This window comes from Streptomyces sp. HM190 (assembly GCF_009857135.1).
Taxonomy (GTDB): Bacteria; Actinomycetota; Actinomycetes; order Streptomycetales; family Streptomycetaceae; genus Streptomyces; species Streptomyces heilongjiangensis.
In genome coordinates, this window is the sequence record NZ_CP047318.1 from 4,650,708 (window position 1) to 4,671,179 (window position 20,472).

Here is a 20,472-nt window from a genome sequence, read left to right on the forward strand (position 1 = left end):
TCTGGTTGACCAGTTGACTTGGCCAATCTCGACAGGCGGCGGCGTTCATGGCGTATGAAGTGGAGGCACCGAAGTACGTACGCCTCGCGCAGACGATTCAGCGCCGCATCGAGGACGGCACCTATCCGCCCGGCACCCGAGTGCCCAGTGAGAACCAGCTGGTGCAGTCCTTCGGGATGTCCCGCCCGACCGTGGTGCGGGCCCTGGAGTTGCTCAAGCGGGATGGCTGGCTGGAGTCTCGGCAGGGGTACGGCACGATCGTCCGGGGCCGTCCTGAAGTTGTTGAGCAACAGGACCGGCGCGGGCGGGAGGTCCTGAAGCGCGACGAGTCGCGGTCCTCCGGGCGCCTGGTCGAAGTCGCTGAGGTGCCTGTTCCGGCGCGGGTCGCCTCCGCGCTAGGGCTCCCGAAGCGAGCCAAGGTCCTGATGCGCCGTTTCCTGGCGGAGGAGGACGGCGAAGCGGTCGAGTTGGTATCGACGTACTTCCCCGCCGGCCTGGTCGAGGGGACCGAGTTGGCGAGCACTGATGCCCTCAGCGGCAGTGTGCGCGAGCATGTGGAGGCTCGGAAGAAGTTCCGCTATGACCACGTGACGGAACGGGTCTCGGCTCGACTGCCTGAGAGCGGTGAAGCCGAGCTTCTGGGCTTGCCGGACGGTGTGCCCGTGCTCAGCATCCTGGTCATCGCGTGCGATGCGTCCGGGCAGGCGCTACAAGTCTCTGACGTGCTGCTTCCGGCCGACCGTCAGGAACTCGAAGACACCTATCGCTTGAACTGACAGCTGGTCCAGGCGAGTTCGCCCCTAACTCCACTTGACAAGTCAACCTGTCATCTCTAGCTTCAAACTTGCTAAGTCAACTTGTCAGGTGGCGAGTTGATTGACTCGAAGGAGAAATCTCTGTGCGTGTGATCCGCGTTGACGCCTCGACCGCCACGATCCTGCTCACCGAAGCGCCGGCGCCCAAGGTGCGCGACCGGCAGACCGGCGAGATCGCCAAGGATGCCGTGAGCGGTGAGGCACTGATGACGGTCGGCGTCGTCTTCATCGACGAGGGCGAGTCGTCCCTGATCCAGGTCACCATCCCCGAGAGCGGGGTGACCGACGGGCTGACGGTCGGCGCTCCTGTCTCGCTGCCGGGGCTCGTCGCCCGGCCGTGGGAGAGCGTGTTCAACGGCCAGCAGCGGCACGGCATCGCCTACCGGGCCACCGCCGTGGCTCCGGGTGCCTTCCCGATGGCGCAGGCGGGCTGATCGCCGTGACCGACCTGGTGACGCTGGCCGAGTGGGGCGCGCCGCTTGCTGCGATAGGCGGCGGTGCTCTCTACGCCCGGCACGCCCACCCTGCGGCGTACTGGTCCACGGTCGGGCTGCCGGTCTCGGTGGCCCGGCTGCTGGCCTCATACTCCTCGACCATGGACGCGTGCGGCCTGACGGTCCCGCCGTCCCGGTTGCGGGCGCTGGCAGTCAAGGTGACCACTCGACGGGAGATCCGGCCCGTACCGCCTCGGCGGGGCATGATCCGGCCCACCTCGACCGGCCTGCGGCTCCGGCTGCGGCTGGCTCCGGGGCAGGAACCTGCGGATGTGGCGGCCTCGGCCGAACGGCTGCGGCACGCCTGGGGCGTTCACGCCGTGTACGTGCGGGACGTCAAGCCTGGAGTCGTGGAACTGCGGCTCGTCGGCTTCGACGTCCTGCGGAACGTCCGGATGCCTCGTCGGACCGTCGCCGGGCCGCTTCGGGTGCCGGTGGCTCTGCGCGAGGATGCGACGCCGTTCGTACGGGACTACCGGGCCGTTCCGCATGAACTCGTCCTCGGCGCCACGTTGTCGGGCAAGTCCATGTTCCTGCGGAACCTGCTCGTCGGGCTGGCTGCTCAGCCGGTCGTCCTCGTGGGGATCGACTGCAAGCGCGGGGTGGAGCTGGCGCCGTTCGCGGCCCGGCTCTCCGCCCTGGCCACCGATCCGGTACAGGCGGCCGAGCTGCTGCCCGTGCTGGTGAAGGAAATGGAGGACCGATACGACCTGATCAAGGCGAGGCAGGGTATCGCCCCCGGTACTCCGGATGAGCTGATCACCTCGGACATCTGGGGCCTGCCGGACGACGAACGCCCGGTTCCCATCGTGCTGTTCATCGACGAGGTGGCGGAACTCTTCCTCGTCGCCACCAGGAAGGAGGAGGAACGGCGGGACGAGATGGTCACTCAGCTCATCCGGCTCGCTCAGCTCGGTCGTGCGGCCGGCATCTATCTGGAGGTGTGCGGACAGCGCTTCGGCGCCGAGCTGGGCAAGGGCGCCACCATGCTCCGGGCCCAGCTGACCGGCCGGGTCTGCCACCGCGTCAACGACGAAGCCTCCGCGAAGATGGCGCTCGGTGACATCGCCCCCGAAGCGGTCTACGCGGCCTGTGCCATCGCGCCCGAGCTGCCCGGCCTCGCCGTCGTGGGTGATACGTCCGGCGGCTGGTCCCGCATCCGCACGCCTCACCTGACCCTCGCCGAAGCGGCGGCCACCTGCCGCGAGACGGCCCACCTCGCACCCGACGTGCCCGCGCTCGCGCCCTTCCGTCCCCACGTCCCGCCCGTGCCCGTGGAGGTGTCCGGGCCGGTAGCCACTCCTCGCCCCGTCGCTGAGTAGTCGCACCCGCTCCCACGGTCGGCGCGACCGTCCCGCGCCATGTCCCTACCCCACCCATGCCCGAAACCGGAAGGAGTCGCGCCGTGCGTGCCCTGCCCGTCCGCGTGGACGCCGTACTCGTCCAGGCGCTCATCGCCGCCGCGCTGTCCTTCGCCCACCTGCACGACCTTGCCTCCGCCGCCGGACAGGACGGCTGGAAGGCGTGGGCCTACCCGGTATCCGTCGACCTGCTGATGGTGGCGGCCTGGCGGCGACTCCGCTCGGGGGAGGCGAAAGCCGCCGGATGGTGCTGGTTCCTCGTCGCGCTGGCGGCCTCCCTCGGCGCCAACGTCGCCACCGCCGGGCTGCTCGACCTGGACGACGTGCCCGCCTGGCTGCGCATCCTCGTCGCCGGCTGGCCCGCGGTCGCCTTCCTCGGCGGCACGCTCCTTGCCCACGGTGCACCGAAGACACCCCGTGCTGCGGCCGACACCGAACCGCCCTCAACGGTCACGGACTCGGCGCCCCAACCGCCCGCCACAGAGGTGGAGCCGCCCGTGACGGTGGCCGAGCTTCCGTCCGTCGAAGTCGGGTCGGCTCAGCCCTCGTCCGCTCCCGTGCCCCCTGCCCTCGTCGCCCTCGCCCGCAAGCTCGCCGACGAGCACCACGCCCGGACCGGTACCCCCATCGACACTCCAACCCTTCGCGCCCGGCTCGGTGTCCCCCTGCCGTTGGCCGAAGCCATCGCCGCGCAACTCATCTGACCTCGGAGGACTTTCCACCTTGCGACCGTCCACGCTCCGCGCACTCAAGCGTGCCGCCGAGCTGACCCGACAGAACCGCCTCACCGAAGCCGTGCTCATCGCCGAACCCGTGATCCTCGCCGCCGACAGCTACGAGGGCGACGAGATCTTGCGCTGGCTCGCCGACCACGTCACCGACTTCACCGGCGAGACCGGCGACGACCAGAAGGAGAACCCCTGATGCCCACCAACCGCCGCTTCCGCAACCTCGTCCGCATCGGTCCCGTCCAGGTCGGCACGTACTACGACGGCCGAGGCCGTGAGAAGCACACCGCCGCCTGCACGGCTCCGCGCTGCGGCTTCTCGACCGGCTACGACAGCCGGGCCGCCGCCGAGCTGGCCGCGCGCACCCACCGCTGCGCCGTCCGCTGACCCGAGACGACACCCCCGAGGAGATCCCGTGACCGTCTCGCTGCCGCTCGTCTTCGTCCTGGGCGTCATCGCCTGGGCCGCGATCAAGTTCCTCGGCATCCGCCTGTGGGTCGCCGTCGTGATCGCCCTGTTCGGCTTCTGGCTCTCGCACACCGTCCTCGCCCCGGCCATCGAGTCCGGCACCCGCTCCGGGGTCGACGTCGTCAACGGCAACCGCGACTGAGCCAACGACCGCAAGCAACCGCAAAGGAGACTCGCCGTGTTCCGTCCCAAGCTGCCAGACACTCCGCACGTCCCGAGCATCACCACGCACATCCCGCAGAACCACGCCCCGGTTCCGGCTCACTCCGCCAGCCGCCCGATCGCCCCGTTCGTGGGCGTCGGTGTCGGCGCGGTCGCCGCCGTGGTCGTCGTGGGCGTCGTCCTCACCGCGCTCCTGGCGGCGGTCGCCGTCTCGGCCATCTCCGTGGCCATCACCGCCGTCGTCCTGCGCTCCCTCGTCAACAGCGCGCCCAAGCGCTGACCGGTCGCCGGGGCGGCAACAAGCCGCCAAGCATCCCGCCGCCCCGGGGCCGTCCCTCTCAACCGCCGAAACAGCCGAAAGGAAGACCCATCATCACCCGGCAGACTCCGCCACCGCTGGCGGAACTCTCCATGCTCGCCTCACTCGGCACCCTGCCCGAACTGGCCCGCCAACTCTCCGGCCTGGGCGGCTGCACCCACCCCGTACGCCTCGACGGCCACCGCACCGAGTACGCCGTCGACACCACGACCGGTGAGGTCGGGCGCGTCCTGCACCACTTCGACTCCACCGCCCTCCCCGCCGGAAACCTCCTCGTCCGCTGCAACAACCGCCGCGCCACCCGCTGCCCCGCCTGCGCCGAGGTCTACCGCCGCGACACCTACCACCTGATCACCGCCGGACTCCGCGGCGGCAAGGGCACCCCCGAACAGGTCGGCACGCACCCGCGCGTGTTCGCCACGTTTACCGCGCCGAGCTTCGGCCCGGTTCACAACCGCCCCTCCAGCGGGCGGTCCTGCCGCTGCGGGGCCCGGCACGACGACACAGACCCGGCCCTCGGCACGCCCCTCGACCCGGACACGTACGACTACGAAGCGGCCGTGCTCTGGAACGCGCACGCCGGGGCCCTGTGGCGCCGGTTCTCCATCTACCTCCGCCGTGAGGTCGCCAAGCGTGCCGGCCTCACACAACGGGCCTTCCGCGATCACGCCCGCATCTCCTTCGCCAAGGTCGCCGAGTACCAGAAGCGCGGAGCCGTCCACTTCCACGCGGTCATCCGCCTCGACGGCCCCGAGGGAGGCGACACCTCGCCCCCGGCCTGGGCCACGGCCGAGCTGCTGAGCGACGCCATTGACGCCGCTGCCACCGCCGCTCGCCTCGGCGGCCCGACCGTCGACGGACGGGCCCACACCTTCACCTTCGGCTGTCAGCTCGACGTCCGTCCGATCCGCTCCGCCGACTTCGACGGCGGCCAGGAGCTGACCGAGCGGGCCGTAGCGGCGTACATCGCCAAGTACGCGACCAAGGGCGCCGAGACGGCGATCGGCACCCTTGACCGGCCGATCCGCTTCCTCGCCGAGCTGGCCGGTGCCCGGATCACCGACCACGCCCGCCGCATGATCCGCACCGCCTGGACCCTCGGCGCACGCCCCGAGCTGGCAGACCTCCGCCTACGGGCCTGGGCGCACATGCTCGGTTTCCGCGGCCACTTCTCCACCAAGTCCCGCCGCTACTCCACCACCCTCGGCGCCCTCCGCGATGCCCGCGCCGAGTGGCGCCGCGCGCAAGCCGCCCCGCCCGCAACTCAGGACGGCGAAACCACGCTCGTCCTCGCGCACTGGGTCTTCGCCGGAACGGGCCTCAGCTCGGGCGAATCCTGGCTGGCGGCATCCCTCGAACCCGCTCCCGGAACGGAAGGAGAGCCGACCACATGAACGACCGCTACCTGTCCGTGGACCAGGTCGCCGAGCTGCTGGGCACGACCGCCCGCTTTCCCCGGCGGCTCATCGAGGAGCGGCGCATCCGGTACGTCAAGGTCGGCCGACACGTCCGCATCCCTGAGAGCGCCCTTCGCGAATACCTCGCCTCTCGCACGGTGGAGCCGCTGCGGCGGCCTCGCTCCCGTTTCGGGAGGGCTGCTGCCTGATGGCCAACAGCAAGGGCAGGCGCCGCCGTTTCGGCGCGATCAGACGGCTTCCGTCCGGCAGGTATCAGGCTCGGTATCCGGGCCCTGACGGCGTGATGCGTCCGGCTCCCGTCACCTTCGAGACGACGGCTGATGCCGACGACTGGCTTGCCGAGAAACAGACGGAGATCCGCCGAGGAGAATGGCGCGACCCCGAGGCAGGCGCCGTGAGCTTCCGGGCCTACGCCGACAAGTGGGTCGACGAACGGGAGCTCGCGCCGCTCACCCGCGACCTGTACCGCTACCTGCTCGACAAGCACCTGTTCGCCTTCGCCGAGTCGGACTTGGACGAGATCACCGCTCCACGCGTCCGGGAGTGGCGGGCCGATCGGCTGCGGACCACGAACGCCAAGACGATGACGGCCAAGGCGTACCGGCTCCTCAAGGCCATCATGGAAACGGCCGTGGACGACGAGCTGATCACGCGCAACCCGTGCCGGATCAAGGGCGCGGGGAAGGAGAAGGCGGCTGAGCGGCGCATCGCGACCGTTGCCCAGGTCGATGCCCTCGCCGAAGCGGTCGGGATGCGGTGGCGGCTTATGGTCTACCTCGGCGCGTACGGTCCGATGCGGCCGGAGGAACTGGCCGGCCTCCGCCGTCGAGACGTCGACCTCGACAACCTTCGCGTCCGCGTCCGCCTCGCCGAGCCTGAGCGGATGAACGGGCGGCGCGTCCAGGGCGACACCAAGTCGGAGGCGGGCACTCGGACTGTGATTCTTCCCGCGTTCCTCCGCCGGGAGCTCCGCTGGCATCTGGAGAGCTATGCCGAGCCGGGCCCCGATGGGCTGATCTTCGTGGGGGAGAAGGGTGCTCCGTTCCGGCGCAGCACCTTCGGGCGGAAGTGGCGGCGGGCGCGAGAGGTCGTCGGGATGCCCGAGGGCTTCCGGTTCTACGACCTCCGGCACACCGGGCACACGCTGTCTACGCGCTCCGGTGCCACGCTCAAAGACACCATGGTGCGTGCCGGGCAGTCCTCGGAGAAGGCGGCGCTGATCTATCAGCACTCCGACGACGAGCGGCAGGAAGAGGTCGCCGCCGGGCTGGATGCGACCGTGCGGAAGGCTCGGGCTGCGGCCAGGGAGACCCAGCGCGGCAAGGGGCCCGACGAGCGTTCTGGCACGAATCTGGCACGCGACGAGTGATCACAGCGGACAGCAAAACGGCCCAGGTCTTTGACCTGGGCCTTAGTCGTGGAGCGGGTGACGAGAATCGAACTCGCGCTCTCAGCTTGGGAAGCTGATGTTCTACCATTAAACTACACCCGCGTAAGACGCCGGTCGGTGCCGGTGTCGGAACGCTTCGTTACTTTACCTCATGTCGGGCCCCGCGTGTCGATGCCGTGGGGCCCGGGTCTGTTGTGGGAGTCGGGACGGGGGCTGCGGGGGGCGGGAGTTGGGGCGTACGGTGGGGGCGCGGAAGTGGGTCCGCGGGGGCCTCCGGTGGGTCGGGGTGCCGCCTGGAGGGCCGTCCCATTCATCCCGTAATGTGGCTTTCGTCGTCAGGCCGGCGTCAGGCCGGCCATCAGACGCGGCTCTTGGGGAAGGGACTCTTGGACTTGATGGAGCGCACCGTCGTCCGTTGTGCCGATGGGCACGTGTTCAGCACCGCTTCGTTCCCGATGCAGCAGGCCGAGCGACTCGGCCCCGGCCGGCTCGTCCGCTGTCCTCGCTGCGCCCGGCTGCGCAGTGCCGTGCCGGTGACGTTGGAGAAGCGGTAGAGGTGGACAGGGAAGCACCGCGGTAGTCGTACGGCGCGCGGGTCCGTCCGGGTTGCGGGCGGTCCGCGCGTCTTGCGTGTTCCGCAGTTGCGTATCCTCGGGGCGTGCTTCTCTCAGACAAGGACATCCGGGCCGAGATCGACGCGGGACGGGTGCGGATCGATCCGTACGACGAATCCATGGTGCAGCCGTCGAGCATCGACGTGCGGCTCGATCGCTTCTTCCGGGTGTTCGAGAATCACCGGTACCCGCACATCGACCCCTCCATCGAGCAGGCGGATCTCACCCGCCTCGTGGAGCCCGAGGGCGACGAGCCGTTCATCCTGCACCCCGGGGAGTTCGTCCTCGCCAGCACCTACGAGGTCATCACGCTGCCCGACGATCTCGCCTCCCGTCTGGAGGGCAAGAGCTCGCTCGGGCGGCTCGGGCTCGTCACCCACTCCACCGCCGGGTTCATCGACCCCGGGTTCTCCGGCCATGTGACGCTGGAGCTGTCGAATCTCGCCACGCTCCCGATCAAGCTGTGGCCCGGTATGAAGATCGGGCAGCTGTGCATGTTCCGGCTCAGCTCGCCGGCCGAGTCCCCGTACGGGAGCGAGCGGTACGGGTCCCGGTACCAGGGTCAGCGCGGGCCGACCGCCTCCCGGTCCTTCCTCAACTTCCACCGGACGCAGGTGTGAGCGTGTCCCAGGCCCGGGAGAACCTCACCTACGAGGCGTTCGGCGCCGCCGTGCGCGAACTCGCGCAGACCATCGCCGACGACGGGTACGAGCCCGACATCATCCTCTCCATCGCCCGCGGCGGCGTCTTCGTCGCCGGCGGGCTCGCCTACGCCCTCGACTGCAAGAACATCCACCTGGTCAACGTGGAGTTCTACACCGGCGTCGGCACCACCCTCGAGATGCCCGTCATGCTCGCGCCCGTGCCCAACGCGATCGACTTCTCCGACAAGAAGGTCCTGATCACGGACGACGTCGCCGACACGGGCAAGACGCTCAAGCTCGTCCACGACTTCTGCCTCGACGCCGTCGCCGAGGTCCGGTCCGCCGTGATCTACGAGAAGTCCCACTCCCTCGTGAAGTGCGAGTACGTGTGGAAGCGGACGGACGAGTGGATCAACTTTCCGTGGAGTGTTCTGCCTGTGGTACGGAAGGCGGGGGAGCCTGTTGCTCCGTCCAAGGAAGCGCTCTGAGCTGGTTCGTTCCGACCGGGAATCCCATCGGCAGCGATCTGACCTGCGCTTCGCATCCTGTCGTGGGTCGCGCTTTGACACCGTCGTGGTGCTCGTCATGGGGGAGCCAGGGACGGCCGCTGCTCCAGGCACGGCCCGTCGCGCACACTGACTTCGGGCGCTGACTCTGCCGCGCGGTTCCAGCGGGAGGCTCTCCGCTCCCCGGAGAAGCACCACATCGCGGGTGCCGGACAGTGCCGGACGCACGCGCGGTTCGTCGCGGACGTTCGCGCCGTCCGCCTCGGACGTCACCGGCCGCGCACGGTGGGAGAGGCGTTCACCGGCGCACCGACGGATGATCAATCCGACACGAAAAACGGCTGACTAGTTGAAGAATCCATCATAAAAGCCAAAGTGTCATGACCCGCGATCCTGCTCGCCTAGGTTCGGACGTCTTATGAGGCCGTCCCCCACCCAACAGCGCGACCGGGCAGGCCGTAGACCACGGCAGCGGCGCCGCAGCACCCGAAGCGGGATCATGAGCTACCGAGCAGCTGGATGCGACCGGAGCGACGAGGCCGTGACGCCGTCCCCGTCGGCGCCGAGTGCTTCATCACGTGTTTCCGTCCCGGCCGCCCCAGATCCTTCCGGACTGCCCTTCAGCACCACGGGTGTCAGCCGGACCCAGCGCGCGGCAAGCCTTCTGGCCTGGGGCGCCGCCCTGCTCGGCGCAGTCGGTCTCCTCGGCTGGATCCTGCCCGCCGGCGCACTGCGGGGCGCCTGGCCGGGACCGGACGGATGGATCAAGGCCAATACCGCGCTGGCGCTCACACTCCTCGGCCTCGGGCTGACCCGAGTCGTGAGCAGGGCGTCCGGCAGGCTGTCCGTCTCCGCGGGACGAGCCGCCGCACTGTGCGGCGCCGTGATCGGACTCGCGAGCCTCATGGAGTACGTCAGCGGAGGATGCTTCGGCATCGATCAGTTCTTCGTTCGCGACGACACGGCGGACCACTTGCTCGCGGCGGGCTCCCCACCCGGCCGGATGGCACCGAACACCGCCGTGGCGCTCATGCTTGCGGGCTCCGCGCAACTCATGCTGAGCCGACCCCGGCAATCGGTGGTCGCCTGTGGGCAGGCTCTCGGCCTGCTCGTACTGATGCTGGGGCTGCTGCGCTGGTACGGACTGATCTACCGGGTGCCGGAACTGGGACGGATCGGCGCCTACGTCGGTATGGCCCCGCACACCGCCTCCGCCCTGGTGCTGCTGGGCACGGGGATCTTCCTGGCCCTGCCCCGGCAGGGACTCGCGGGCCTGCTGTGCAACACGGGCACAACGGGAATGCTGGGCCGGAGGATGACGGCCACGGTCCTCGTCCTACCACCGTTGATGGGCTGGCTGCTGCTCCAGGGACAGGACATCGGCTGGTACGGCACCCGTCTGGGCGCCGCGCTGCTGGTCTCCGGGCACGTGTGCGTCTTCATGACCGTCGTCCTTCTGTCGCTGCGTGCCGGACACCGGGTGGAGGTGGCGCACTCACGCGCACAGAATCGGCTGGCCAGGTCCCGTTGGTCGCAGGAGTTCATGGACCATCTGCCGGCCCTGGTCTTCATCAAGGACCTCGAAGGCCGATACACGGCCGCCAACGCGGAGTTCGAACGCGCCACGGGGCTTCCGCGGGACGAGATCGTGGGCCGGCTGACGCAGGAAGTCCTCTCTCCGCGCTTCGCCGAGGCGGCGCGTGCGGCCGACGCGGAGATGCTGGCACGGGGTTCGGCCGTGCACCGGGTGGACCACATCACGATCGAGGACCGCGCCCACATCTACTCCACCACGCTCTTCCCGCTGCCCGACCAGAACGGCCGGCCGCACGCGGTGTGCGGGATCTCCGTCGACGAGACCGCGAAGGTCGCGGCACACCAGCAGGTTGAGCGAGCCCACCAGCGATTCCGGGACCTGATGGAATCCGCCCCTGACGCCCTTCTGATCACGGACGCCGACGGCACCGTCGTCATGGCCAACGCCCAGGCCGAACGGCTCTTCGGCATGCCGCGCAGCCATCTCCTGGGCATCCCGGTCGAGCACCTGGCACCCGATGCCCACCGTCCTCGGCTGTCGGCTCTCCGGCGCGCCTACCAACGACTGGGCGGCGACCGCCCCGTGACCTTCGACGAGGACGTGTGGGCGACGGACGCGGACGGGCGCGTCTTCCCCGTCGAGGTGAGCCTCGGCACGATCAAGGGCGAGGCCGGGCACCTGCTCAGTCTCGCGGTCAGGGACATCAGCCAACGCAAGCGCCTCGAAGCCGAACTGAGCGACCGCTACCGGCAGCAGCAGCGCATCGCCTACACCCTGCAGAACAGCCTCATGGGCGATCCGCCCCGGCTGGCGCACCTGCCCACCGCGCGCCGCTACCTGCCGTCCGCGCAGGACGCCGGTGTCGGCGGCGACTGGTTCGACGTCATCCCCCTGGAGAAGGGACGTACCGGCATCGTCATCGGGGACGTCATGGGCAGGGGGATCGACGCGGCAGCCGTCATGGGGCAGCTCAGGGCGGCCACCCACGCCCTGGCCAAGGCCGGCATGGACCCCGAGCGGCTGATGAACCACCTCGACTCGTTCGTCTGCGAGCTGCGCGACCAACTCGTCACCTGCTGCTACCTGCTCCTCGACCACCACCAGGGGCAGCTCAGCCTGTGCAGTGCGGGACATCCGCCCGTGCTGGCCGCCGACGCCGGACGCCGGCCGCGGCAACTCGACGCCCCCATCAGCGTTCCGCTCGGTGTCGGCGGAGTCCCGCACCGGCAGACCACGCACACCCTGGCACCCGGCAGCACCCTCTTCCTCTACACCGACGGCCTCGTCGAGGAACCGGGTGCCGATCTCGACGCCCGCATCGCTCTGCTCGCCGAGACCCTGCACTCCGGCCTGACGGGAGCGGACCACACGTTGGGTGCCCTGGAACAGACCGCGGACCTCGCCCTTCGTACTCTCATCCCTCGGCCGGAGCGCCACGACGACGACGTCACCCTGCTCGCCGTGCGCCTGCCCGACACCCGCACCCGTGGCCTGGTTCTGCCCTCGGAACCGCGGTCGGCATCACGTGCCCGTCACTTCACCGCCCGCGCGCTCCTCGACTGGCGCGCCGAGGACCTCACGGAGGCGGCGCAGGTCGTCGTCACCGAACTCGTCACCCGGGCGATTCGACACGGCGACGGCAGTCTCGTCCTGTCCCTCCACCTCGCGGGCACAGAACTCACCGTCGAACTCACCGACCACAGTGCGCTCCCGCCCCGGCCGCGCCGCGCCGCATCTGCCGACGAGGACGGCCGGGGTCTCCTCCTCGTCGACGCCCTCTCCACGGCACGGGGCACCCGCTTCCACAGCGAGGGCACGTCGGTCTGGTGCCGGGTGGACACCGCGGCATCCACCCGGACCCGGTGGTCCGCCCGGACCTGATCCAGTCGGGTGGCCGATCGCCGCGCCGGCCCCGTTCCGGAACACCTGCGCGTATTCCTCGCCGCCGGGACCAATCCGCGGTCACGGCGGAATCGGATTACGTCCGGAGTTGCCCCGACCGCGGAGGATCCAGTGAAAGAAGCCGTGCACATCGGCGGAAGACCATCGCCGGAACCGGATCTCGATGAACTGGTGGGCCGCGTCGCTCTCGGGGACGAGGACGCGTTCGCCTCCGTCTACGACGCGGTGGCCGGGTCCGTCCTGGCGGTCGCGCGCGCCGTGCTGCGCGATCCGGCGCAGTCGGAGGAGGTGGCGCAGGAGGTGCTCGTGGAGGTGTGGCGGACAGCCCCCCGTTACCGGCCCGAGCGTGGGACGGCGGTCAACTGGATCCTCACCCTGGCGCACCGCCGCGCGGTGGACCGCGTCCGTTCCGTCGAGGCCGCCGCCGCCCGGGACCACCGGGCCGCGCTGCTGGCGCGGACACCCGAGTTCGACGAGGTGAGCGAGCAGGTCGAGGCCAGGCTGGAACGGGAACAGGTCCGACGGTGCCTGCGCACGCTGACCGAGATCCAGCGCCAGGCCGTCACTCTCGCCTACTACCGCGGGCTGACCTACAGCCAGGTGGCCGAGGCGCTCACCCTTCCGCTGGGGACTGCCAAGACCCGGTTGCGGGACGGGCTCATCCGCCTGCGTGACTGCCTGGGGGTGACCGCGTGACCACCACCGCCGATCTGCACCGTCTGACAGGGGCCTACGCCCTGCACGCCCTGTCCGGCGACGAACTCGTCGCCTTCGAACGCCACATGGCGGGCTGCGAGCCGTGTGCGCAGGAGGCCGCCGAACTGTCGGCCACCGCGGCCCGGCTGGGACTCGCCGTCACCGTGCCGCCTCCGGACGCCATGCGCGCGCGGGTGCTGCACCGCGTCTCGTCCGTACGGCAGGAAACGCCGGACGGGCTGACGGCGGTACGTACGGCTCGGGCCGCGGTACGCGCCCGGCTGCTGTCCCGGTGGACCCTGGCCGCATGCCTCGCCGCGGCCGCCACGCTGGGGGGTACGACCGTCTGGCAGCACCAGCGGGCCGAGGACGCCCTGCGCCAGGCGCGCAGCGCGCAGAGCGGCACCGAGGCGATCGCGGCCGTCCTGGCATCACCGGACGCCAGGACGCGCACCGCGGCACTGGGCGGCGGCGCCACCGGCACGGTCGTGGTCTCCCGGGAGCAGGACAAGGCCGTGTTCCTCGTCTCCGGGATGGCCCGGCCCGCCGCGGGCAAGGTCTATCAGCTCTGGTTCGACGACCGCGGCACCATGCGCTCGGCCGGTCTGATGGATTCCGGTCGCACGGAGCAGGCCGTTCTGCTGCGAGGCGCCGTCGACGGTGCCTCGGGCATGGGAGTCACCGTGGAGCCGGCGGGCGGATCGAGGGAACCGACCTCGCCCCCGGTCGCCGTGCTCGGCTTCCCTGCCTGAGGGGCCGGAGCGGGCCGGCGGACACCCCCGCCGACCTGCCGTGAGTACAGGGGGGCTCCAGCAGCCTGAGGTGGGTGAGGGGCTCCCGGTCGGGTGACCGGGAGCCCCTCATCGCGTCGTTCGTGTGTGCGCGGGAGGCTGTTGCTCCGGGGTCAGAACGTGCCCAGCTTGATCAGGGACAGGATCGCGATCAGCTGGATCGCCGACGCGCCCAGGGCCTTCGGCCAGGGGAGGTCGTGGGACTTGGAGACCATCAGGGTCAGCAGGGCGCCCGCGGCGACCCAGGTGATCCAGCCGAGGATCTGGACGAAGGGCGCGTCACCGCCCGCGAACATCGCCACGACCAGGCGCGGCGCGTCCGTGAGCGCCATGATCAGCATGGAGAGGCCGACCGTCGGCTGCCACGCGCCGTCGCCGCCCAGCTGGCGGGCCAGGGTGTGGGTGACCACGCCCAGGATGAACGTGCTCAGCACCATCGTCACGGCGGTGACCAGGACGATCGGCACGGCGTTCGACAGCGTCGCGTTGATCGCGTCCTCGCGGGCCGTGTCGAAGCCGAAGACGGCGAGCAGGCCGTAGAGGAACATCACGACGAGGGCCGGGCCCCACACCGCGTAGTCACGCATCACCAGGAACGTCTGGTTCGGGCTGGTGACGATGCCCTTCAGGAGGTCCTTCCAGTGCAGGCGCGGGCCGACCGGGGCCGCGGGGGCGTGCCCGGCGCGGTAGGTGTCGCCCTGCTGGTACGGGTCCTCGCCGACGGCGAACATCTGGGTGTGGCCCGGGTTGTTCGCCGCGTACGGGTCCGCGCCGGCGCCGCCGTGGTGGCCGCCGCCGTCGCCGAAGTACTCCGGCTCGCCGTGGTTCCCCTGGTGACCCTGGTGGCCCTGCTGGCCCTGGGGGCCGTAGCCGCCCGGCCTGCCGCCGTGCGTCTGGGGCCAGCCCTGGTTGCCGCCCCGGCCGCCGCCGTACGGCGGGCCCGGGGGCGTCTGGGGATAGCCGTACGACGGGCCGCCGGCCTGCGGGGCCTGCTGTCCGTGCGGGGGGTGTTGCGGTCGCGTCTGAGGAGCGCCGTTGTCCCGGCCGCGTCCGATCCTGAATCCAGCCACGTCATCGAACGTACCTGGTCCCGGCGAGCGGCGTGCCGGGCCGGGGGGCACCGGACCGGCTTTGCGGCCGAGCTGTGACATCCCCTAAGGGATCGTCAGGTACTCGGGTCGGAGATTCCGTTCAGGGATCATCCGGGAGGACTCAGGGGGGCACGGGGGCGCGAGGGGTGCGTCAGGGAGTGCGTCCGGGAGTGCGTCCGGGAGTGCGTCCGGGCGTGTGTCAGGGGGGCGCCGGTGCCGGGCGTGCCCTGGTGCGTGCTTTTCGCTCGGAGTGCGCACAGGGGCGCACTCGCGGAGGCCCACACCGGCGCAGATAATTTCCTTATCGGGCAAATGCAGGCACATGACCCAAAGAATCCAAAGGGAAAGCCGGCGATCCCCCATGGCTGAACACCCCAACGCACAGCTCGTCCGCACGTGCTACGAGGCATTCTCACGCGGTGACATGGACACTCTGCGCGGCCTCAGCACGGCGGACTGTACGCACCACGTCCCCGGCAGCCACATGCTCTCCGGCGACCACAAGGGCCAGGACTCGATGGTCCAGCTCTACCAGCGGCTCTTCGACGAGACCGGCGGAACGTTCAACGTCGACCTGAGTCACGTGTGCGTCGACGGCCGGGGCCACGTCGTCGCCGTGCACCGTTACACCGCCGAGCGGGGCGGCAAGCACATCGACCAGGTCAGCTGCCTGGTCTTCCGCATCGTCGGAGACAAGATCACCGACATCGACGAGTGCCAGGAGGACCTGGACGAGGTGGAGGAGTTCTGGTCCTGACGCCGTCCCACGACTCCCGGGCCACCGCGCGCCCCGTCCTCACGCGGAGCGCAACCCCACCCGGTCTCCAGGTGTCCAACAGGTGCACCCGCACCACCGCCGATATCCGGCCACCCACCTGGAGCCTCCCGTGCACAGACGGACGTACGCCCTGGCCGCCGCCGTCGCGGCCTGCTCGGCCACGACGGCACTCGCGCTCGCCGCGGCGCCCCACGCGCTCGCCGCGCCCCGGCCCTCCCCCGTCACCGGCGACTTCAACGCCGACGGCTACCCGGACCTCGCCGTCGGCCTGCCCGACGCGACCGTGAACGGCAAGGCCAGGGCCGGCTACGTCCACGTCCTGTGGGGCGGTGCCGAGGGCGTCGGCCGCCACGGCGGCATCCGCATCAGTCAGGCCACCGCGGAGGTCCCCGGCACCCCGGAGCAGGGCGACCGCTTCGGTGCCGCCGTGGCGCTGGAGGACCTCAGCGGCGACGGCGCGGCCGAGCTGATCGTCGGCGCCCCCGGTGAGGACGTGAACGGCCGCGGCACGGACGCGGGCGTGGTCGTCGTCGTGGGCGGCGGCAAGGGCACCTCACGCCCCGGCTCGAACGCCCTGGTCGGCCCGTCCGCCGGCGCCGCGTACGGCTGGTCGGTCGCCGCGGCCGACGTGACCGGCGACGGCGGCCGGGACATCGTGGTCGGCGGCCGCGACAAGGTCGTCCTGCGGGCCGTCGTGGACGACGGCGAGGACCTCGTGATCACCACCGTCCTCGCCGCACCCATGGGCGGCCGCGCCCCCGTCCTCGCCACCGGCGACTTCGACACCGACGGCACGGACGACCTGGCCCTCGCGTACCACACGGTCGACGCCCCCTCCACCCGGTCGCACGTCCGGCTGTGGACGTGGGACCCGGCCGAGCGCCGCATGGCCAACTTCTGGAACGCCGACAACGGCGCGGCCTCCGCCCTCGCCACCGGCGACTTCGACGGCGACGGCCTGGACGACCTGGCCCTCGGCGAGTGCCGCGAGATCGCCGACGAGAACATCGACGACCCGTGCGGCCCCGAGTCGTACGCCGAGGGCGGCGGCATCCACGTCCTCTACGGCCACGCGGGCTCCTTCGGCGCGCGCACCCAGACCCTCAACCAGGACACCGTCGGCGTGTACGGCGTCGCCGAGGACGGCGACCGCTTCGGCGCGTCCCTCGCCGTGCTGGACTGGAACCGCGACGGCCGCGACGACCTGGTCGCCGGCGCGCCCGGCGAGGCCATCGGCAGCCGCGCCCGCGCCGGCGCCGCCACGCTCCTGCTCGGCCACGGCAGCGGCATCGTCGACCCGTACGGTGAGGCCACGTCCGTCCCGTACCACCAGGACAGCCCCCGCGTCCCCGGCGTGGCCGAGACCGGCGACGCGTTCGGCACGGCCGTCGCGACCGGCGACTACGACAGGGACGGCGTCCCCGACACGGCGGTGGGCGCCCCCGGGGAGAACGGCGGCTCGGGCGGCGTCTGGGTCCTGCCGAGGACCTCCACGACGGGCCCGTACGCCCTCACCCCGTCCAACCTGGGCCTGCCGTCCCCGACGACGGCCCTGTCGTACGGCAGGCACCTGAGCGGCCACTGACCGCCGGCGCCCGCCGGGCCCTGGTGACCGGGGTCCGGCGGACGGCCACGGGCCCGGCGAACAGCCACGGGGGCGAACGACGGCCCCGGTTTCCAGCGATCCGCCGGGCTACTGGAGCATGCCGGGGATGATGTCGCCGCCGACCTGCTGCGCGCCCGTGGTGGTGATGCCCTTCGACGAACCCCGCAGCACGAGCGAACCGTAGTTCGCGGCGACGTACAGGTCCGCCTTGCCGTCGCGGTTGGTGTCGCGCAGGCGCACCGTGTTGCCGAAGGACTCGTCCTGCAGGCCGCCGGGGACGCCGGGGGTGTCGCGGGCGAACCACTGCGAACCCGTGCCGGTGAGGCCCGACCTGGAGCCGAGGAGGACGTGGACGGCGCCGGCGTACGGGTGGGTGCCGAGCTTCTCGCCGTACGCGCCGACGGCCAGGTCGCGGTAGCCGTCGCCGTTCACGTCGCCGGCGGAGACGGACGCGCCGAACGCGTCGTCGACCTCGGGGGTGTCCTTGACCCCCTTCGTGGCCTGGGTGAAACGGGCCGTCCTGGAGGAGGGGCCGGTCGAGCCGCCGTACCAGACGGTCACGCGGCCCCGGTACCTGTCGTACAGCGGGGTGCCGATCGCGAGGTCGCCGTAGCCGTCCTTGTCGAAGTCGGCGATCACGCCGTCACCGCCCCGCTCGGCCTGGCCGCCGTTGCCCTTCACCGACTCCAGGCGGAGGGTCTTGCCGGGGTACAGCTTCGCCTTGCCGCCCTTGACGAACCAGGCGTCGGAGGCGATGTACGTGTCGGTGACGACGTCGCCGACGACGACCAGGTCGGTCTTGCCGTCCTTGTCGATCCTCCCGGCGACGACGGCGGTGGAGTAGAACGACGAGGTGTCCTTGTCCAGGACGGTCACCGAGCCCTTCACCCCCGACCTGGTGATCGCGCCCCGGTAGACGTACGTCTTGTGGTCGCGGACGAGGGCCAGGTCCTGGTTGCCGTCGCCGTTGAAGTCACCGGTGGCGAGGTCGGCGGCCAGACCGGACGCGCCCTTCGCGCCCCTGTCGGGCACGGTCGTGCCGCCGGACAGGCCCTTCGCGCTGCCCCACAGGACGGTGACGGTGCCGTTGTCCTTGTACGAGCCGACGTTCTCGCCGTTCGCCGACACCGCGAGGTCGCCGTAGCCGTCCTTGTCGAAGTCGGCGGCCGTGCGGACCTCGCCGAAGAAGTCGTCGTTCTCGTCGGCGCCGGGGACGCCCGCGCTGGACTGGTCGATGAACTGCGTCTTCGTGCCCGGCCCGTCGGCGGTGCCGAAGGTGACGAGGACTCCACCGCCCTTGTTGGGCTCGCCCGGCCCGTACGAGAAGACGGCGTAGTCGCGGAAGCCGTCGCCGTTGAAGTCGTCGGCGTACTTCGCGGGGGCGGCGGACGCGGGGGCGGCGGTGGCGATCGTGAGGAGGCCGCCGGTCAGGGCGGCGGCCGTCGCCGCGGCCAGGGCGGTCCGCAGGGGGCGCTTCATGAGGTCTCTTCCCTGGGTGAAGGTGAGGGGTGGGGGTGATGCGGTGCGGGAGGACGGGGAGCGGGCCCGCACCCCCGAGGATGCGGGCCCGATTCCTGCCTGCGAAGGGTCAGTTGGCGGCGTTGCCGCCGAACAGCGGGGACGCGTCCGTCGACACGCCGAGCGAGGACGGGGCGAGGGAACGCGACCCGGTCGTGCTGATCTTCGTGCCGTTGGACGGCAGGTAGACCACCGAGCCGTTGCCCGCGTTCTCGCCGTACGCGCCGACCGTGAGGTCCGCCCGGCCGTCGCCGGTGACGTCGGTGAGCTTCACCTCGGACCCGAAGAAGTCGTTGGTCTCGTCCGAGCCGGGGACACCCGCCGTGGACTGGGCGAAGTACTGGGAGCCGGAGGAGGTGTCGAGACCGGCGGCCGAGCCGTAGAGGACCGTCACCGCGCCCGTGTTGACGGCTCCGCCGAGGTTCTCGCCGGCGGCGCCCACCGCCAGGTCCTGGTAGCCGTCACCGTTGATGTCGCCGAGCGACAGATCGTTGCCGAAGAAGTCGCCGCGCTCGGAGGAACCGGGCACGTTGCCGGTGTTCTGGGTCAGCGAGGTGGACCCGGCCGGGCCGTCGACGGAACCGAAGACGATGTGGACCTTGCCGCCGGTGGCGGACTCGGGAACCGAGGGCTCGCTGCCGTCCTTGGACGGGTCCCATTCCTCACCGGTCACGATGTCGCCGTAACCGTCGCCGTTGACGTCGCCGATGCCGGTGATGACGCCGGGCTTCAGCTTCTGCGCGGACGCGGCGGACAGCCCGGAGGCGGTGCCCGGCACGTAGTAGTTGGCGTTCCAGTTGTACGCGCTGTCGGTCTCGAAGCCGTCGACGATCAGGTCGGTCCGCTTGTCGCCGTTGACGTCGCCCGCGGTGAGGTTGAGCGGGCCGGTGCCGTCGCCGGACAGGATGGGCGGCTTGACGGTGGAGCGCTTGCCGTAGGTGCCGGACTTGCTGATGCCGCCCTGGAAGACGTGGATCGTGCTCGACGTGGCGCCGACCGCGAGGTCCTCCTTGCCGTCGCCGTCGAAGTCGCCCGCGGCCAGGGTCTTGCCCCACCTGTCGTGGGAGGAGGGCGCGGGGTCGTTCAGGGTCGTGGCGCCGGACAGCCCGGCCGACGAGCCCCACACGATCACGACGGTGCCGCCGTCCGCGTCGCTGCCGACGTCCTCCATGTACGCGGAGACGGCGAGGTCGTCGTATCCGTCGTCGTTGAAGTCGCCGTACGCGCTGACCCAGCCGAACGCGTCGTTCGTCTCGGCGGTACCGGGCACACCGGAGGTGTTCTGGCTGATCGAGGTGCGCTTCGTGGACGTCACACCGCTCGCGGAGCCGTACAGGGCGACGATCTGTCCGGCGTGCTTCCTGCCGCCGACCGTGGCCTCTCCGGCCGCGTACGCGACATCGCCGTAGCCGTCGTCGTTGAAGTCCGCCACCGGGTGGTGGACCGAGTCGGCCGCCGTCGCCGTCACGGCCGAGAACGTGAGCAGACCGCCCGTCAGCGCGGCCGCGGAGGCCGTCGCGAGGGCGAGTCGCAGATGCTTGTGCATGCGGGAATCTCCTGCTGCATGCGGGGACGCTCGCGGGCGTCCGCAGTCAATGGGGTGCCCTTCCTGTCCGGTTCGCCCGTAGTTCGTT

Annotated in this window: 22 protein-coding genes and 1 tRNA gene; 19 read left to right on the forward strand and 4 right to left on the reverse strand. The window is 70.9% G+C overall.

All coding sequences use genetic code 11. The annotated features are described in order from the left end of the window. The first annotated feature begins 47 nt into the window (after positions 1-47). The 11 genes from GSY65_RS19805 (at position 48) to GSY65_RS19855 (ending at position 7,134) form a co-directional block, all read left to right on the forward strand. On the forward strand, positions 48-776 hold the full coding sequence (locus tag GSY65_RS19805) for a GntR family transcriptional regulator (protein WP_159770599.1): 729 nt from the start codon (positions 48-50) through the stop codon (positions 774-776). Positions 777-898: 122 nt separating this feature from the next. After that, entirely contained in the window at positions 899-1,249 is a 351-nt protein-coding gene (locus tag GSY65_RS19810; RefSeq protein WP_073934345.1) for an SCO3933 family regulatory protein, read from the forward strand. 5 nt (positions 1,250-1,254) lie between these two features. After that, a complete protein-coding gene (locus GSY65_RS19815) occupies positions 1,255-2,631 on the forward strand; it encodes an FtsK/SpoIIIE domain-containing protein (RefSeq protein ID WP_159770601.1) in 1,377 nt (458 codons plus the stop codon). Between the two features lie 83 nt (positions 2,632-2,714). Then, the gene (locus tag GSY65_RS19820; RefSeq protein WP_159770603.1) at positions 2,715-3,374 is read left to right on the forward strand and encodes a DUF2637 domain-containing protein; all 660 of its coding nucleotides are present in this window, start codon (positions 2,715-2,717) and stop codon (positions 3,372-3,374) included. A gap of 19 nt (positions 3,375-3,393) precedes the next feature. Continuing rightward, entirely contained in the window at positions 3,394-3,594 is a 201-nt protein-coding gene (locus GSY65_RS19825; protein ID WP_159770605.1) for a hypothetical protein, read from the forward strand. Beyond that, entirely contained in the window at positions 3,594-3,785 is a 192-nt protein-coding gene (locus GSY65_RS19830; RefSeq protein ID WP_159770607.1) for a mobile element transfer protein, read from the forward strand. The genes GSY65_RS19825 and GSY65_RS19830 overlap by 1 nt, the downstream gene beginning before the upstream one ends. A 28-nt stretch (positions 3,786-3,813) precedes the next feature. After that, complete coding sequence (locus GSY65_RS19835; RefSeq protein ID WP_060880374.1) at positions 3,814-4,008, forward strand: hypothetical protein; 195 nt, start codon at positions 3,814-3,816, stop codon at positions 4,006-4,008. A 36-nt stretch (positions 4,009-4,044) separates the two neighbouring features. Then, entirely contained in the window at positions 4,045-4,308 is a 264-nt protein-coding gene (locus GSY65_RS19840; RefSeq protein WP_159770609.1) for a SpdD protein, read from the forward strand. 131 nt (positions 4,309-4,439) lie between these two features. Then, positions 4,440-5,741 carry a replication initiator gene (locus GSY65_RS19845; protein WP_159770611.1) on the forward strand — a complete coding sequence of 434 codons (1,302 nt, stop codon included), beginning with the start codon at positions 4,440-4,442 and terminating at the stop codon, positions 5,739-5,741. Further along, a complete protein-coding gene (locus tag GSY65_RS19850) occupies positions 5,738-5,953 on the forward strand; it encodes an excisionase family DNA-binding protein (protein ID WP_159770613.1) in 216 nt (71 codons plus the stop codon). The genes GSY65_RS19845 and GSY65_RS19850 overlap by 4 nt, the downstream gene beginning before the upstream one ends. Then, positions 5,953-7,134: a tyrosine-type recombinase/integrase gene (locus GSY65_RS19855; RefSeq protein WP_159770615.1), complete on the forward strand. Its 1,182-nt coding sequence runs from the start codon at positions 5,953-5,955 to the stop codon at positions 7,132-7,134. The genes GSY65_RS19850 and GSY65_RS19855 overlap by 1 nt, the downstream gene beginning before the upstream one ends. A 49-nt stretch (positions 7,135-7,183) precedes the next feature. Here GSY65_RS19855 and GSY65_RS19860 read toward each other — a convergent pair. Then, positions 7,184-7,257: transfer RNA gene (locus GSY65_RS19860), tRNA-Gly, on the reverse strand. Between the two features lie 329 nt (positions 7,258-7,586). On the opposite strand from GSY65_RS19860, the gene GSY65_RS34330 reads away from it, so the two are divergent. The 6 genes from GSY65_RS34330 to GSY65_RS19890 all read left to right on the forward strand — a co-directional run bounded on the left by GSY65_RS34330 (position 7,587) and on the right by GSY65_RS19890 (position 13,806). After that, positions 7,587-7,709 (forward strand): hypothetical protein, encoded by a 123-nt coding sequence (locus GSY65_RS34330; RefSeq protein ID WP_268978267.1) that lies wholly within the window; start codon positions 7,587-7,589, stop codon positions 7,707-7,709. 104 nt (positions 7,710-7,813) lie between these two features. After that, positions 7,814-8,389, forward strand: coding sequence for a dCTP deaminase (dcd, locus tag GSY65_RS19870; RefSeq protein ID WP_055717030.1), 576 nt, complete (start codon positions 7,814-7,816; stop codon positions 8,387-8,389). Beyond that, entirely contained in the window at positions 8,386-8,901 is a 516-nt protein-coding gene (locus GSY65_RS19875) for a phosphoribosyltransferase (protein WP_159770618.1), read from the forward strand. The genes dcd and GSY65_RS19875 overlap by 4 nt, the downstream gene beginning before the upstream one ends. A 517-nt stretch (positions 8,902-9,418) precedes the next feature. Beyond that, the gene (locus GSY65_RS19880; protein ID WP_159770621.1) at positions 9,419-12,337 is read left to right on the forward strand and encodes a SpoIIE family protein phosphatase; all 2,919 of its coding nucleotides are present in this window, start codon (positions 9,419-9,421) and stop codon (positions 12,335-12,337) included. A gap of 132 nt (positions 12,338-12,469) precedes the next feature. After that, positions 12,470-13,054, forward strand: a complete 585-nt coding sequence (locus tag GSY65_RS19885; protein ID WP_159770623.1) for a sigma-70 family RNA polymerase sigma factor — start codon at positions 12,470-12,472, stop codon at positions 13,052-13,054. Beyond that, complete coding sequence (locus tag GSY65_RS19890; protein WP_201452599.1) at positions 13,051-13,806, forward strand: anti-sigma factor; 756 nt, start codon at positions 13,051-13,053, stop codon at positions 13,804-13,806. The genes GSY65_RS19885 and GSY65_RS19890 overlap by 4 nt, the downstream gene beginning before the upstream one ends. A gap of 152 nt (positions 13,807-13,958) precedes the next feature. Here the strand turns inward: GSY65_RS19890 and GSY65_RS19895 are convergent, their stop codons facing one another. Next, a complete protein-coding gene (locus tag GSY65_RS19895; RefSeq protein ID WP_159770625.1) occupies positions 13,959-14,996 on the reverse strand; it encodes a Yip1 family protein in 1,038 nt (345 codons plus the stop codon). 301 nt (positions 14,997-15,297) lie between these two features. Here GSY65_RS19895 and GSY65_RS19900 point away from each other — a divergent pair, with 301 nt between their 5' ends. Both GSY65_RS19900 and GSY65_RS19905 read left to right on the forward strand, forming a co-directional pair. After that, entirely contained in the window at positions 15,298-15,693 is a 396-nt protein-coding gene (locus GSY65_RS19900; protein WP_159770627.1) for a nuclear transport factor 2 family protein, read from the forward strand. 130 nt (positions 15,694-15,823) lie between these two features. Continuing rightward, entirely contained in the window at positions 15,824-17,299 is a 1,476-nt protein-coding gene (locus tag GSY65_RS19905) for an FG-GAP-like repeat-containing protein (protein WP_236579912.1), read from the forward strand. A 108-nt stretch (positions 17,300-17,407) separates the two neighbouring features. Here GSY65_RS19905 and GSY65_RS19910 read toward each other — a convergent pair whose 3' ends face one another. Both GSY65_RS19910 and GSY65_RS19915 read right to left on the reverse strand, forming a co-directional pair. After that, positions 17,408-18,799 (reverse strand): FG-GAP and VCBS repeat-containing protein, encoded by a 1,392-nt coding sequence (locus GSY65_RS19910; RefSeq protein WP_159770629.1) that lies wholly within the window; start codon positions 18,797-18,799, stop codon positions 17,408-17,410. Positions 18,800-18,908: 109 nt separating this feature from the next. Then, the gene (locus GSY65_RS19915) at positions 18,909-20,384 is read right to left on the reverse strand and encodes an FG-GAP-like repeat-containing protein (protein ID WP_159770631.1); all 1,476 of its coding nucleotides are present in this window, start codon (positions 20,382-20,384) and stop codon (positions 18,909-18,911) included. Between the last annotated feature and the right edge of the window lie 88 nt (positions 20,385-20,472).

Coding starts and splice junctions, on each gene's coding strand:
- GSY65_RS19855 (WP_159770615.1), top strand. CDS start 5,953: ATGGCCAACAGCAAGGGCAGGCGCCGCCGTTTCGGCGCGATCAGACGG.
- GSY65_RS19850 (WP_159770613.1), top strand. CDS start 5,738: ATGAACGACCGCTACCTGTCCGTGGACCAGGTCGCCGAGCTGCTGGGC.
- GSY65_RS19910 (WP_159770629.1), bottom strand. CDS start 18,799: ATGAAGCGCCCCCTGCGGACCGCCCTGGCCGCGGCGACGGCCGCCGCC.
- GSY65_RS19805 (WP_159770599.1), top strand. CDS start 48: ATGGCGTATGAAGTGGAGGCACCGAAGTACGTACGCCTCGCGCAGACG.
- GSY65_RS19880 (WP_159770621.1), top strand. CDS start 9,419: ATGAGCTACCGAGCAGCTGGATGCGACCGGAGCGACGAGGCCGTGACG.
- GSY65_RS19895 (WP_159770625.1), bottom strand. CDS start 14,996: ATGTCACAGCTCGGCCGCAAAGCCGGTCCGGTGCCCCCCGGCCCGGCA.
- GSY65_RS19900 (WP_159770627.1), top strand. CDS start 15,298: ATGGCTGAACACCCCAACGCACAGCTCGTCCGCACGTGCTACGAGGCA.
- GSY65_RS19845 (WP_159770611.1), top strand. CDS start 4,440: ATGCTCGCCTCACTCGGCACCCTGCCCGAACTGGCCCGCCAACTCTCC.
- GSY65_RS19915 (WP_159770631.1), bottom strand. CDS start 20,384: ATGCACAAGCATCTGCGACTCGCCCTCGCGACGGCCTCCGCGGCCGCG.
- GSY65_RS19830 (WP_159770607.1), top strand. CDS start 3,594: ATGCCCACCAACCGCCGCTTCCGCAACCTCGTCCGCATCGGTCCCGTC.